At 72.3% G+C, this 12,671-nt stretch carries 11 protein-coding genes; 3 read left to right on the top strand and 8 right to left on the bottom strand.

Annotated elements, in window-relative coordinates; translation table 11 throughout:
- Nucleotides 1–439: 439 nt before the first annotated feature.
- Entirely contained in the window at nucleotides 440–2,056 is a 1,617-nt protein-coding gene (locus ACWCP6_RS10555) for an amidohydrolase (RefSeq protein ID WP_450931997.1), read from the bottom strand.
- Between the two features lie 69 nt (nucleotides 2,057–2,125).
- Nucleotides 2,126–2,566 (bottom strand): Lrp/AsnC family transcriptional regulator, encoded by a 441-nt coding sequence (locus tag ACWCP6_RS10560; protein WP_450931998.1) that lies wholly within the window; start codon nucleotides 2,564–2,566, stop codon nucleotides 2,126–2,128.
- Between the two features lie 316 nt (nucleotides 2,567–2,882).
- On the opposite strand from ACWCP6_RS10560, the gene ACWCP6_RS10565 reads away from it, so the two are divergent.
- Nucleotides 2,883–3,311: a hypothetical protein gene (locus ACWCP6_RS10565; RefSeq protein WP_450931999.1), complete on the top strand. Its 429-nt coding sequence runs from the start codon at nucleotides 2,883–2,885 to the stop codon at nucleotides 3,309–3,311.
- 19 nt (nucleotides 3,312–3,330) lie between these two features.
- Here ACWCP6_RS10565 and ACWCP6_RS10570 read toward each other — a convergent pair whose 3' ends face one another.
- From ACWCP6_RS10570 to ACWCP6_RS10590, 5 genes are all read right to left on the bottom strand, one after another.
- Complete coding sequence (locus tag ACWCP6_RS10570; RefSeq protein WP_450932000.1) at nucleotides 3,331–4,428, bottom strand: phosphotransferase family protein; 1,098 nt, start codon at nucleotides 4,426–4,428, stop codon at nucleotides 3,331–3,333.
- A gap of 16 nt (nucleotides 4,429–4,444) precedes the next feature.
- The gene (locus ACWCP6_RS10575) at nucleotides 4,445–5,566 is read right to left on the bottom strand and encodes a hypothetical protein (protein WP_450932001.1); all 1,122 of its coding nucleotides are present in this window, start codon (nucleotides 5,564–5,566) and stop codon (nucleotides 4,445–4,447) included.
- Nucleotides 5,567–5,970: 404 nt separating this feature from the next.
- Nucleotides 5,971–7,146: an acyl-CoA dehydrogenase family protein gene (locus tag ACWCP6_RS10580; RefSeq protein ID WP_450932002.1), complete on the bottom strand. Its 1,176-nt coding sequence runs from the start codon at nucleotides 7,144–7,146 to the stop codon at nucleotides 5,971–5,973.
- Nucleotides 7,147–7,474: 328 nt separating this feature from the next.
- On the bottom strand, nucleotides 7,475–8,122 hold the full coding sequence (locus ACWCP6_RS10585) for a TetR/AcrR family transcriptional regulator (protein ID WP_450932003.1): 648 nt from the start codon (nucleotides 8,120–8,122) through the stop codon (nucleotides 7,475–7,477).
- Between the two features lie 92 nt (nucleotides 8,123–8,214).
- Complete coding sequence (locus tag ACWCP6_RS10590) at nucleotides 8,215–8,355, bottom strand: SCO1431 family membrane protein (RefSeq protein ID WP_450932004.1); 141 nt, start codon at nucleotides 8,353–8,355, stop codon at nucleotides 8,215–8,217.
- A 127-nt stretch (nucleotides 8,356–8,482) separates the two neighbouring features.
- Here ACWCP6_RS10590 and ACWCP6_RS10595 point away from each other — a divergent pair, with 127 nt between their 5' ends.
- A complete protein-coding gene (locus ACWCP6_RS10595) occupies nucleotides 8,483–10,003 on the top strand; it encodes a M1 family metallopeptidase (RefSeq protein ID WP_450932005.1) in 1,521 nt (506 codons plus the stop codon).
- Nucleotides 10,004–10,049: 46 nt separating this feature from the next.
- On the opposite strand, the gene ACWCP6_RS10600 is transcribed toward ACWCP6_RS10595, so the two are convergent.
- Nucleotides 10,050–11,417 (bottom strand): peptidase C39 family protein, encoded by a 1,368-nt coding sequence (locus ACWCP6_RS10600; RefSeq protein WP_450932006.1) that lies wholly within the window; start codon nucleotides 11,415–11,417, stop codon nucleotides 10,050–10,052.
- A gap of 229 nt (nucleotides 11,418–11,646) precedes the next feature.
- Between ACWCP6_RS10600 and ACWCP6_RS10605 the strand changes: the two genes are divergently transcribed.
- Nucleotides 11,647–12,285 (top strand): uridine kinase family protein, encoded by a 639-nt coding sequence (locus tag ACWCP6_RS10605; RefSeq protein ID WP_450932007.1) that lies wholly within the window; start codon nucleotides 11,647–11,649, stop codon nucleotides 12,283–12,285.
- Nucleotides 12,286–12,671 lie beyond the last annotated feature (386 nt).

The following is a 12,671-nucleotide window of genomic DNA, read 5'->3' on the forward strand; positions in this document are numbered from 1 at the left end:
TTCTGCGGATCGGGGCCCGGCGCCCTTCGGGCCGACCTGGTACCCGCTGGCTGCGGATCGACCGAGAGCCGTTGTCTACTGAGCGTCCGGGCCCGACCCGGGTCACACCTACCCCCAGGCTCCCGAGGAGCAGGAGGGACCCCCGAATCGGCCGGAACGTTCCCTCGCCCCCGTGGTGCGGGCGCTGGGCCTGGCTCCCAGCGGTGGTGCCCCGGTGCGGTGCACCACCCCATGACCCAGCCGCTTTCGACGACTGCGTGGAGGTTCCCCGGTCGGACGTCCAGTGGTGGACCCGGCCGAACCTACCGGCCGACGGCTGCGTTCTGTCAACAGCCCCTTGAACTGCGACGATTCGGAAAGTCTCCTGGTCAGGGCCCAGGACACGCAGGTCGCGCGACGGGGCCGCGGACCGCGTTCGGCGGTACGCCGCCCCGGCACATCACTCGTCCGGGCGCACGAAGACGGTCCGGCCGCCGACCACGGTGCGCAGGCAGACCGGAAGCGCGGTGTCCGGGGTGAGATCGGGCAGCCCGGGCGTGCCGGAGCGCGGGTCGGTCGACCAGCGCGCGACCCGGTCGTCCGGGGCCTGGACCACGAGGTCGCCGGTGCGCCACACGGCGTAGTCGGCGGGCGCGCCGGGCACGAGGACGCCCGCGTCGTCGCGGCCGATGGCCCGCCAGCCGCCCCGCGTGTGCGCGGTGAACGCGGCGCGCACCGACACCCGGTGCTCGGGCGTGCGGTGGAAGGCTGCGGCGCGGACGGTGCCCCACGGGTCGAGCGGCGTGACGGGGCTGTCGGAACCGAAGGCGAGCGGCACTCCGGTGCGCAGCAGGGCCGCGAACGGGTTGAGGGTGCGGGCCCTTTCGACGCCGAGCCGCTGGGCGTACATACCGTCCTCACCGCCCCACAGGGCGTCGAACGCCGGCTGTACGGAGGCGGTCAGGCCGAGCTCGGCGAACGCGGCGATCGTCTCGGGGCTGAGCATCTCGGCGTGCTCGACCCGGTGCCGGGCGGCGCGGATACGGGCCGTCCCCAGCTTGTCGGCGGCGGCCCGGACCCCTTCGACGACGGCCGTCACGGCCGCGTCGCCGATGGCGTGGAAGCCGGCCTGCAGCCCCGCCTCGGTGCAGGCCGTGACATGGGTGGCGATCGCGGCGGCGTCGAGGTAGGCGGTGCCGCGGTGGCCGGCGTCGGCGTACGGCTCGTGCAGACAGGCGGTGTGCGAGCCGAGGGCGCCGTCCGCGAAGAGGTCCCCGGCGGCTCCGATCGCCCCGAGTTCGCGGATGCGGTCGGCGTCGGCCGCGCTCGCCAGCTGTTCGGCCCAGTAGCCGACCACCCGGGGCCCCGGCTCATCGGCTGCGAGCTTCAGCAGGCCCGTGAAGTCGTCCTCGCTGGAGATCTCGGGGCCGCCGCACTCGTGCACGGATCCGATGCCGAGGGAGGCGGCGTGCCGCAGGGCGGCGCGCTGGGCCTCGGTGCGCTGCTGCGGGGTGATCGCTCCGAGGGCGGCCCCGCGGACGGCGTGGTGGGCGTCGCCGGTCAGCGGACCGTCCGGCCGGTACCCGGCGCGGTCCGTGATGCCGGGCACGAGGTCGAGCAGCGCCGTGGTCACGACCGCCGAGTGGACGTCGATCCGGGACAGGTACAGCGGGCGCCCGCCGGTGGCCGCGTCGAGCTCGGCGCGGGTCGGGGGGCGGCCGCCCGGCCAGCGCGATGCGTCCCAGCCGTGGCCCAGCAGGACACGGTCGGAAGCGCGCTCACGGGCGTGCGAGCGGACCAGTTCCAGCGCCTCGTCCGGGGAGCTCGCGCCGGTCAGGTCCAGTCCGGTGAGGGCCAATCCCGTCGACGTCGTGTGGACGTGTGCGTCGGTGAACGCGGGGGTGACCAGGGCACCGTCCAGGTCGACGACCTCGTCGGCTCCGCCGGCGAAGGCGTCGGCCGCGCCCTCCGATCCGACCCAGGCGATATGGCCGCGCTCCACGACCATCGCGGTGGCGAAGGGATCGGCGGGGCTGTGGATGTCGCCCCCGCGGAGGAGGACCGTGCGCTCTGTCATGGACAACAGTGTCCCGCCCCGCCCGCGGTGGTCCGTACGCAGGTCACCGCGGTGACGTCCGGCGTGCGGTCAGATGCGCGGCGGACGGGCCTCGTACGGTGTCGACAGCACCACGGTCGTCCGTGTCGACACGCCGGCGAGGGCACGCAGCCGCGCCAGCAGGAGTTCCAGCTCGTGCGGTGTGGCCACCCGGACCTTGAGGATGTAGTTCTCTTCGCCGGCGACGCTGTGGCAGGCCTCGATCTCGGGCACGCCGGCCAGGCGGTCGGCGATGTCGTCGGGGGCGCTGGGGTCGAACGGCTTCACCGAGATGAAGGCCGTGAGCGGCAGCCCGACGGCCTCGGGGTCGACCACCGCGGCGTACCCGCGGATCACCCCGCGCTGTTCCAGCCTGCGCACCCGCTGGTGCACTGCCGAGGTGGACAGGCCCGTGGCCTTGCCCAGGTCCGTGTAGCTCATCCGCCCGTCCTTGACGAGCAGCTCCACGATCTGTCGATCCAGCTCCTCCATGGCGCTGAACCTACCGTGCATACGATCACTCGGTATAGCCGATCCTGCTCCGTGGGAGCGGGCCGCGCCGGGCCGTTCCGCCACTCGCGCAAGGCGGCTCCGCGCGGGCGGCGCCGGGGCCCGGGGAGGGCGCGCTGCCCGCGAGCCGGGCATCTGCGACTGTCATGTGACGAATGCCACAGCACTCCGGCGGTGTCCTTCGGAATGGCGCGATTACCTCGCCGACCGGACGGGAAATGCTTGCTGTGGTCGAGGCCGCAGCGCCTGGTCGGCCCACCCGAGGGCCTTCATCGGCCCACCCGAGGGGGAGAGTCCCATGCAGAGTCTGAAGCGTCCCGGTCGTCCTGCCCGCACACGGCAGCAACCGGTCGTCGAGCCCGAGCCGGAGGGCGTCGAACCGGCCGACGAGGAGTTGGACCCGTACGACACCTTCGACATGTACCGGGTGATCTGCCCGGACTGCGCGCAGCCGATCGGGCTGCTCGCCGACGAGGACGTGCTGCCCGAGCACGCGATGTGCCCCACTCCGTGGAACCCGTTCGGCCTCCAGGTGTGTGCCGGTTCGGGCCGCGCGGCGGCCGACGCCCGCCCCGCCGACGAGACACTGGAGGTCCAACAGCAGGACACCGCCCTGCTGTTGACGCTTCCTCAGGGCCTGGACTGGCGCACGCAGCCGTTCTCGCACGTCGGCGGTCCCGGCTCGCGGCCCCTGCGGGTGCCGGACATGAGCCGGCCGGCCGCCTGACCGGCCGTCGGCGGACCGCTCAGGAATCCCAGTAGCTGCCCTGCACCATCGCGGCCAGACTCGCATGGTGCAGGATCAGCGTGTCCGGGTCCGGCGGGAGCGCCGTCTCCCCGAAGTGCACCTGGCGGTGGGCGATGCGCAGCATCACGATCGCGTGCCGCAGCGCCGCGTACAGCGTGTAGAAGTCCATGTCGCGGGGGGTGTGCCCGGTGAGGGCCGCATAGCGTGCCTCGACCCGGTCGCGGCGCAGGAACTCCGGCAGACCGGGCTGTCCGAAGCCCACCGTCAGGTCCTGGAAGAACCGGTGCAGGTACACGGTCCAGCCCAGGTCGACCTCGCGGGGCGCGAACGACGCCATCTCCCAGTCCAGGACGGCGACGGGCCGGAAGCCGTCGTAGACGATGTTGCCGATGCGGGCGTCGCCCCAGTTCAGCACCGGTGCGCTCGTCTCGTCGGGCCAGGTCTCCTCGAGACGGTCGAAGGCGCTCTCGATGAGGGGTGAGCGCGGGCGGCCGTCCACCACCCAGGCGTAGTAGGCACGTTGGTCCGCCACATGGCGGCGCAGTGGGCTGCCCATGCCGGGTGCGGCCAGGAACTCGGCCTCGTCGGGGGGCACTTGGCCGTGCAGCCCGGCCAGCAGTCCGATCGTCGCCGCCTCCAGGCTCTCGCGCTCGGCGTCGCTCGCGGCGTACAGCCAATTCCCTTCGTACGTATAGGGCATGACGTCGGGCGGTACGCGTCCGGCGGCACGCTCCATGACGAAGAACGGCGCGCCGAGCGGCCCCGGGTCCTCTTCCAGCCACAGCACGCGCGGCACCGGTACGTCGGTGCGCTCGGCGACCAGACGCATCGTGCGGTACTGCCGGGGCATGTCGTAGACCGGGAAGACCGTGTACGCGGCAGGGTCGGCGGCCAGGCGCAATGCGCAGGAACGGGCCGGGGGTTGGGGGTGCTCGATGTCGAAGAGCAGGGTCTCGCTCGACATGCCGTTGGACTCGGGCACCGACAGGTTCACCGCCTTCGCGCCGGGCAGGCGCGCGGAGAGCCACGAGGTGAGGCGGCGGGCGAGCTCCTCCGGATCGCGGGTGGTGGTGCGCGGGCGGGGTGCCGTGGCCATCCGGGGCCTCCTCTGCTCAGGGCGCGACCGAGTCGAAACCCGTGAAACCGCTGGGGTCGTGGCGGCCGAAGCTGCCGTGCTCGAAGATCCCGTGCCCGACCCGGCCGTCCAGCGTGAAGCGGGCCGCGTGATCGGTGACGCCGTAGGCGGCGAGGGGGTGCTCCGCCGGGTCGGACAGGTCGTAGGTGCGCCGGTCGGTCCAGCCGGGTCCGTGCCAGGTGCCGTGCTGCCAGTCGTCGGCGGGCGGGTATCCGGCCCCGACCGCGAGCGGTGAGGACGCCAGCACCTCGACCTCCAGCTCCAGCGGTTTGCGGCTGTGCGGGTCGGTGAGGTGCACGGTGGCGCGTTCGGGGTGGCGGGTGCCGGAGCGGTAGGTGATGTCGGCCTGGGGCCAGCCGAGTTGGACGTCGCGTGCACCGTGGCGGACGAGCGTGGCGTCGTTCAGGGTGCGGTAGCCGTCGGCGTCCTCCTGGACGATCACCACGAGGAAGCGGTCGTCGAAGCGCACCGGGCACCAGATCCAGTGGAACCCCTCGGCCGGATGCTCCTCGGCGAGCCGGCCGCCCTCCTCGCCGGGCAGCGGCCGCACGCCCCAGCTGCGGTCGCGGGTCCCCGTCCACTCCCCCGCGCCGACGGCGATCTCCTCGCCCCCGGCCCGGATCACGCCCTCGACGCTGCCGGCCTGCACGAAGCGCCGCCCTTCGAGGGTGAGCCGGCCCCCGCGCCGCTGGAGGTGGTGGGGCTCCCAGAGGGCGGGGAAGTCGGCGGTCCAGGTGAGGTCGTACGCGAGTGCCGCCGCGCCCTCGCCGGTGCACTGCAGACGCAGCGTCCGCAAGGGCTCGTCGACGAGGATCCGCAAGGGGCCGACCGAGAGGTCCGTCCGGTCCTCTCCGAGGGCGTCCGACGCACGCACGGCGTGCAGCGTGTCCCCGAGCCGCAGGGTCGCATAGGCGTCGATCACGCCCATGTTGGGGTACACCCCGAGGCCGAGGATCAGCAGGGCCCGGCCGTGGTGGTCGAAGACGTGGAAGATGCAGCGGTCGTAGGCGTTGCGGTCACCGGTCGCCACCTGGCTCATCGACAGCGGCACCTGGTGGACGGGGTATTCGTCGAGCGGTACGGGGCGGTCGTCGGCCACGGCAGGCCTCCCTGGACACGGCAGCGATGACGTTCCCCGGAGGGGTGCGGCCCCCGGCAAGGAGATGACGGTACGTCAGATGAACTGTCGTGACCAGATGCGGTGTGCCTCCGGGCGGGCAATCCGCGAACTCACGCCCGAATTCCCGGGCCGGTGTCCTGCACCTTGCCCAAAACGTTGGCCGGGCATGACCTCCCTTTACCCGGAGACCGGCCACCGGCGGCGCCTCCTGGCACCCGGCCCGGCAGAATCGGTTCCCCATCCGCCCCAGCCACCCGTGCCCCAGGACCCGCCCATCTACAAGGCGCTGCTCGACCAGTGGGCCGACCGGGGCAGGACGCTGCCCGGGCGCCACGACCCGGAGTGGGTCCGGCTCGTGGCGCCCCTGGTGCGGGTCGGGCAGTTCAGCTCCGGGACTCGGGGCCCGCGAGGTGACGGGCGATGACCATGCGCTGGATCTGATTGGTGCCCTCGACGATCTGGAGCACCTTGGCCTCGCGCATGTACCGCTCGGCGGGGAAGTCCACGGTGTAGCCGTAGCCGCCCAGCACCTGCACGGCGTCCGTCGTGACCTTCATCGCCGCGTCCGTGCAGAGCAGCTTGGCCATGGCGGCCTGCTTGGAGAACGGTTTCCCCGCGTCGCGCAGCCGCGCCGCCGCCAGGTACAGCGCCCGCCCGGCCTCGATCTGGGTCGCCATGTCGGCGAGCATGAAGCGCAGCCCCTGGAAGTCCGCGATCTGCCGCCCGAACTGCGTACGCGTGCATGCGTACGCGACCGCCTCGTCCAGCGCCGCCTGGGCCACGCCGATCGCACAGGCCGCGATGCCGAGCCGTCCGGAGTCGAGCGCCGCCAGAGCGACGGTGAACCCCTGCCCCTCCTCGCCGATCCGGCGCGCATCGGGTACGCGTACGCCGTCGAAGTGCAGCTGCGCGGTGGGCGAGCCCTTCATGCCCATCTTCTTCTCCGGCGCGGCCGCGCTCAGACCCTCCGCGTCGCCGGGCACCAGGAACGCCGTGATGCCGCGCGCACCGTCGCCGCCCGTGCGGGCCAGCACGGTGTAGAAGTCGGCGACGCCGCCGTGCGTGATCCACGCCTTCGTGCCGGTGATCACCCAGTCGTCGCCGTCCCGCTCCGCCTTGGTGCGCAGCGACGCGGCGTCCGAGCCGGAGGCGGGCTCCGAGAGGCAGTAGGCGCCGAGCAGGCCTCCACCGAGCATCGCGGGCAGATGCTCGGTCCGCTGCTCCTTGGTGCCGAAGGTGGCGAGCGCGTGGCAGGCCAGCGAGTGGACGCTGACGCCGAGGCCGACGGTGAGCCGGGCCTGCGCCAGCTCCTCCAGGACCTGGAGGTACACCTCGTACGGCTGGTCGCCGCCGCCGTACTCGGAGTCGTACGGGAGGCCGAGCAGGCCAGATTCGGAGAGCAGCGTGAAGAGCTCACGGGGGAACTGCCCGGCGTCCTCCTCCTCGGCCGCCTTCGGTGCGATCTCGCGCTGCGTGATGTCACGTACGAGCGAGAACAGATCCCGGGCCTCGTCCGTGGGCAGCTGACGGTCCACCGGCTGCGGGGCGATGTCGGGCATGGCGACGCTCTCCTCCCTTTCGGGCGCTGCGGCGGGCGCGCGCAGGGGTGGCGGCGCCGCCGGGTCTTGGCACTGCCTCGCCGATGGTGCCCTTCCGGGTTGCGAAAGAGCCTCTGACCAGCGGCTGTGGCGCTGTGAGTATGCCCGATCGGAGGCAGCCCGTCACTGGTTAACGAACGCTTACTCACATCGTAATCGATTGGTCCGAACCTTTGCCCGGCCAAGATCCACCCCTCCCGGGCGCCGTGAGGCGCCCGGATGCGTGCATGCCGAAGCCTTCGCACGCGCGGCGGGCGATACGGGCGGGGCGGGCCGCCGCGCCCCCTCGTCACGACCTCGGCGGCGCCGGGCAGGACGGCTCGAAGCTCTCGATGACGACGAGCGTGGAGCGGAGCGTGCCCACCAGCAGATGACGCACCACGTCCCGCGGCGGCTGTCGGCCGGCCACCCAGTCGAGCGTGATCCCTTCGACGCTGCACAGCCAGCCGAGCAGCGCGAGGCGGGCCACCCGGGGGATCAGCCGGCGCCCGTACGCCCCTTCGGCGATCGCCCCGATCATCGCCTCACGCACCCCGTCCCGTACGGCGTACACCTCGGCGTCGAAACCCACACCGCCCGAGATGATCGCGCGGTAGGCCTCCTGGTGCTGCTCGGCGTAGCGCAGATAGCTGTCGATCGTCCGGTGCAGCCGCTCGACGCCCGGCAGGTCGGTGTCACTGCGGGCACGGGCGACGAGTTCGGCGACGGAGTCCTCGATGATCGCGAGGTAGTACCCTCGCTTCGACCGGAAGTAGTAGTAGATCAGGCCCTTCGCCACGCCTGCCTGTCTGGCGATGTCATCCATCGACAGGGCGTCGTACGACGTGTCGGCGAACAACTTCCGGCCGACGGCGATGAGTTCGGCGCGGCGCGCCAGGGAGCGTTCGGTGCCACGGGCGCGGGGGCGCTCCGCACCTCGTTGTTGACCAATGTTCAATTTCCGCCCAAGTCGTCAACTGCCAGCGGGACATGCGCAGTATGGCAGCTCGCCACGGGCACGTATGCGCGTGGGGACGGGGCGGCGCCGGGTTACAGCAGGCCGGCCTGCGTGACGAGCATCGCGAGGACCACGACGAAGGTCCAGCCGAGCAGGTGCTCCAGCATCGACGGGCCGTCCTCGTCGGGGCCACCGGTCCGGGTGCGTACGGCGGTGAGGGAGCTCGCTGTCATGGCATCTCGCAGACGTGATCGGGTGGGGGGACCCGTCCACTTTGCCACCCGAATGGGACTTTTCGGTACGAGATGTCGGTCACGTGGAACGATCCCGTCGGGCCGTGCGCCGACCGAAAGGTTCCCGATGAGCTCCCCCCGGACACCCCACCGCACCACGCGGCTCACCCTTCTGGCCGTGGCCACCGCGACGGTGGCCGTGGCCGGCCCCCTCGCCTGCAGCGCTCCCCCCACCACGTCCGCCGCACCGTCGCCGGGCGCGGCCGGAGCCCGTGCCGCGAAGCCGTCGCCGGGCGCGGCCGGGCTCGGCGATCCGCTGTTCCCGCTGGACGGGAACGGCGGATACACGGTGACCCGCTACACCCTCGACTTCGACTGGCGGGCCCCGCGGACGCCGTTCGGGGCGACGGCCACCATCTCGGCACGGGCCACGCAGGCACTGTCCCGCTTCGACCTCGACTTCGCGGGCAACACCCTGCACGGCGTCACCGTCGACGGGCGGGCGGCGACCGCCACGCGCGACGGCGACGAACTCGTCGTGACGCCCCGGACGGCCGTCGACGAGGGCCGCGCCTTCACGGTGAAGGTCGACTACACCGCCGACCCGACCCTGATGCGCCACCGCGGCGACGCCATTGCGGACTACGGCTGGATCCCCACCCCCGACGGCACGGTCCTCTACCCGCAGCCGGACGGCGCCAAGATGATCTTCCCGGTCCAGGACCACCCGAGCCTGCGCGCACCCGTCACCTTCCGCATCACCACGCCACCGGGCCTGAGCGCCGTCGCCAACGGCAGGCTGGTCGACCGTGCGCAGCAGGCCGACGGCCGGGTGCGGTGGACGTACAACTCCGAGCAGCCCGTGGCCGCCCAGCTGGTGCAGCTCGCGATCGGGAAACTCCGGTTCGTCGACGGCACCGGGCCGCACGGTCTGCCGATCAGGGACGCGGTGCCGGAGGACCTGGTGACCCCGACCGCGCGGTACCGCGCGCTCACGCCCGACCACATCCGGTGGCTGGAGGACCGGCTCGGGCCGTATCCCTTCCACCGCTACGGCCTGCTCGTGGGCGACACGGACCTCGGGGTCGCCCTGGAGACCCAGTCCCTCTCACTGGTCCCGAAGGCGGACCTGCTCGGCTCCCGGGAGGACGCCGAGCGCAATCTCGTCCACGAGCTCACCCACCAGTGGACCGGCGACAGCGTCGCGATCAGGACCTGGTCGGACCTGTGGCTCAGCGAGGGCCACGCCCGCTTCTACGACCGGCTGTACTCCGAGGAGCACGGCGGCCCGGCGCTCGAGGACGCCATGCGGACGGCGTACGAGCACCACGACCAGTGGCGCCACGACGACGGCGCCCCCGCCGAGCCCACCGCGTCCGGACTCTTCAGGAAGATGCGCTACGACGGCTCGGCGCTCGTCCTCTACGCCCTGCGCGAGTACGTCGGCGCCACGGCCTTCGGGAGCATCGAGCGCGCCTGGGTGACGCAGTACCGCGGGAAGGCCGCCGGCACCAGGGACTACATCGCGCTGGCCTCGAAGGTCGCGGGGAAGGACCTCACGGGCTTCCTCACCCCCTGGCTCCACGGCGACAGGACCCCGCCGATGCCCGGCCACCCGGACTGGGAGGTCGACCCGGTGGAGGACTGAAGGACGATGCCTCGCGGTCGGGCCGGCCCGACCGCCATGACATCTCCTAGCGCACCCCAACCGCCGCCAGCGCCAGTCGCTGCCGGCCCGTGGGCCGGTACGGGAAGTACAGGTAGCAGACCCCGCCCGTCCCGGAGACCACCTTGCCGGCGGCGTTGTAGCGCTTCGTCCTGAGCCAGATGTTCTCGAACTCGCGTCGCCGGTAGACGCGCCGCACCGCGGGGTCGTCGGGCGATGCCGGATCGTTCGCGATCACGTCACCGTCCGCGGTGAACCCGATCACCGTCATCAGATGCCCCGAGGTCCCGTACCCGGCGCCGGTCAGCTCGGTCTTGAGGAAGGACTGGGAGGTGATGACCGGAATCCCTGCGCCGACCAGCTCCTCGGCGTCGGTGAGCGAGCCGAGGCGCGTGACGACGCCCTGGAGGTCCCGGTAGGTGGCCGCGTAGGCGGCGTTGAAGGGCCAGTTGCCGCAGCCGCCGTACTGGTTGTCGTACGTGAAGCGGGCCGCGTGGCACACCTGCGGATCCGCGTAGTCCGGGTTCACCCAGGCCAGGTCCTCGGGGGTGGGCCCCCGGCCCCAGTACTCGATGATCATCTCCGAGGAGGTGGGGCTGCACCAGGCCTCACCGCCGCTGTCGTACTCCGGGTACTGACCGGCGTGGATCTCCTGCGAGTAGCGGGGCACCGACAGTTCCCGGGCGACACCGGGCGTCGACTCCGGCACCGTGAAGCGGTCCGGGACGTCCGAGCCCATCGCACCGAGCCTCCACACGCGCGGCGTGGCCGTACTCCCCGGCCTGCGGTACAGCGTCAGGCGCAGCCGGTACGCCACGAGGCGCAGGCCCGACGCGGCGTCGTCGATGGAGAAGGTGTCCGTCCAGATCGTGCTCCTGCCGTCGGTCTGGCCGTCGACGGAGGTGCGCTTGATGTCCTGGTCGCCGGCGGCCCAGCGGCCCATCACGTACCAGGGCGTCGCGGTGCCGTCGCTGTACGTTCCCGTCAGCTCGATCTGGAGCCAGGTGCCGTCCGGGGTGTGCGCGTTCCAGGAGGCGATCGCCTCGGTGGACGGCACCGCGAGCCGGTGCTCGGGCGAGGTCCACCGGGCGTACTCCCAGGTGGCGGTCGTATGGGTGTGCGGATCGGTGTAGTCGGTCCGGCCCGCCGGTACGGAGATCTCCAGGCCGGGACGGACGCCGGGGACGGCACGGGTGCCCTCGGCGGAGCCGGAGCGCCAGTCGGCGTACGAGGTCCAGGCCCGGTTGTCGACGGTTCGCCCCTTGGTTCCCCCGGCGCGGCGCATCGCGGTCTCCTCGGTCCGCTCGGCGGCGAAGGCCGGGGTCGCTGCGGCGAGTGCGACGCCCGCGGCGGCGGCCAGCACGGCTCTGCGGGACGTATCGGCTGCTCTGGTCATGGACGGGGAACCCCCAGTCGACTCGAGTGCGGACGCGACGGGTCAGGTACACGACAGTGGGCCAACTATGGCCGCTGCATGCCGAGTTCTGCCAGCGTTTCGGACCCGGTCGCGGCCACCAATATTGGCGCAGACCACTGGCATGACCTGCGGAGGCGCGCGGGGGCGGCGCGGACCCGGGGCCCACCGGTGTGCATGCCGGACCGGCCGGCTGCGTAGGCTGGTCGCGATGATCGCGCCCACTCCGCTCCCCCGGCTCGCCGACACGCTGCGACGACTGCCGCCCTCATGCGGCCCCGTCCGGCTCGTCGGCGTCGACGGACACGCGGGCTCCGGGAAGTCCACCTTCGCCGGGAGGCTCGCCGACGCACTCGGCGGGGCTCCGGTGCTGCACCTCGACGACATCGCCACCCACGAGGAGCTCTTCGGCTGGACCGGCCGGCTGCGCCGGGAGGTCGTCGAACCGCTCGGCCGCGGCGAGGCGGGGCACTACCTCCCCTACGACTGGCACGCCCGGGCCTTCGGGCCCGCACGCACGCTGCCGGCCGCGCCGGTGATCGTCGTCGAAGGCGTCGGCGCCGGCCGCAGGGAGCTGCGGCCGTGTCTGGCGCAGCTGCTGTGGATGGAGCTGCCCCGCGAGGAGTCCTGGGACCGCGGGCGGCTGCGGGACGGGCCGGAGCTGAGTGAGTTCTGGCACGGCTGGGTAGACGCCGAGCGTCGGCACTTCGCACAGGACCCCTCGCGCCCCTTTGCCCACTTTTTGGTGCGGCAGTGTCAGGAGGGATACCAGGTGCAATCGGGGCCTGGTGTGACACAAGGAATGAACAACTCCATCACGGACCGTGATGGATGCACGGCCATGTGGTGAATCTGTGAAAACCCACTCGCAGGACTGACTCAACTCGGCTTGACCCAGGGGCCGTACAGGTCTTACGTTCTCAATGTGCGGTCATTCGACCGCCCGCAGACGCGAAGCCCCCGGTTGTTCCCCCGTGATCGGGGGCTTCGTTCTGCCCTCCGGACCTTTTCCGGCTCCTTCCGTGCAGCGATTCGCTCACCGTCGGTCACCACGCAGCGTGCGCCCCGTGTGCTCCCACCTCGCGGATCCTCCCCTGCCGCGCCCTTCGGCCGACCGCACCCCCGCAGGTACGATGCGTTGCGGTGCGACATCGGACGGCTGCGCTGCGCACCGGCACAACTCCCGTCCACGGCACAGCGGTTCGACGAAGGATGCCGGCGGGCACCTGTCCGGCG

It is taken from the genome of Streptomyces sp. NPDC002004 (assembly GCF_053593975.1).

Coding starts and splice junctions, on each gene's coding strand:
- ACWCP6_RS10590 (WP_450932004.1), bottom strand. CDS start 8,355: ATGACAGCGAGCTCCCTCACCGCCGTACGCACCCGGACCGGTGGCCCC.
- ACWCP6_RS10605 (WP_450932007.1), top strand. CDS start 11,647: ATGATCGCGCCCACTCCGCTCCCCCGGCTCGCCGACACGCTGCGACGA.
- ACWCP6_RS10595 (WP_450932005.1), top strand. CDS start 8,483: ATGAGCTCCCCCCGGACACCCCACCGCACCACGCGGCTCACCCTTCTG.
- ACWCP6_RS10555 (WP_450931997.1), bottom strand. CDS start 2,056: ATGACAGAGCGCACGGTCCTCCTCCGCGGGGGCGACATCCACAGCCCC.
- ACWCP6_RS10560 (WP_450931998.1), bottom strand. CDS start 2,566: ATGGAGGAGCTGGATCGACAGATCGTGGAGCTGCTCGTCAAGGACGGG.
- ACWCP6_RS10565 (WP_450931999.1), top strand. CDS start 2,883: ATGCAGAGTCTGAAGCGTCCCGGTCGTCCTGCCCGCACACGGCAGCAA.
- ACWCP6_RS10600 (WP_450932006.1), bottom strand. CDS start 11,417: ATGACCAGAGCAGCCGATACGTCCCGCAGAGCCGTGCTGGCCGCCGCC.
- ACWCP6_RS10570 (WP_450932000.1), bottom strand. CDS start 4,428: ATGGCCACGGCACCCCGCCCGCGCACCACCACCCGCGATCCGGAGGAG.
- ACWCP6_RS10580 (WP_450932002.1), bottom strand. CDS start 7,146: ATGCCCGACATCGCCCCGCAGCCGGTGGACCGTCAGCTGCCCACGGAC.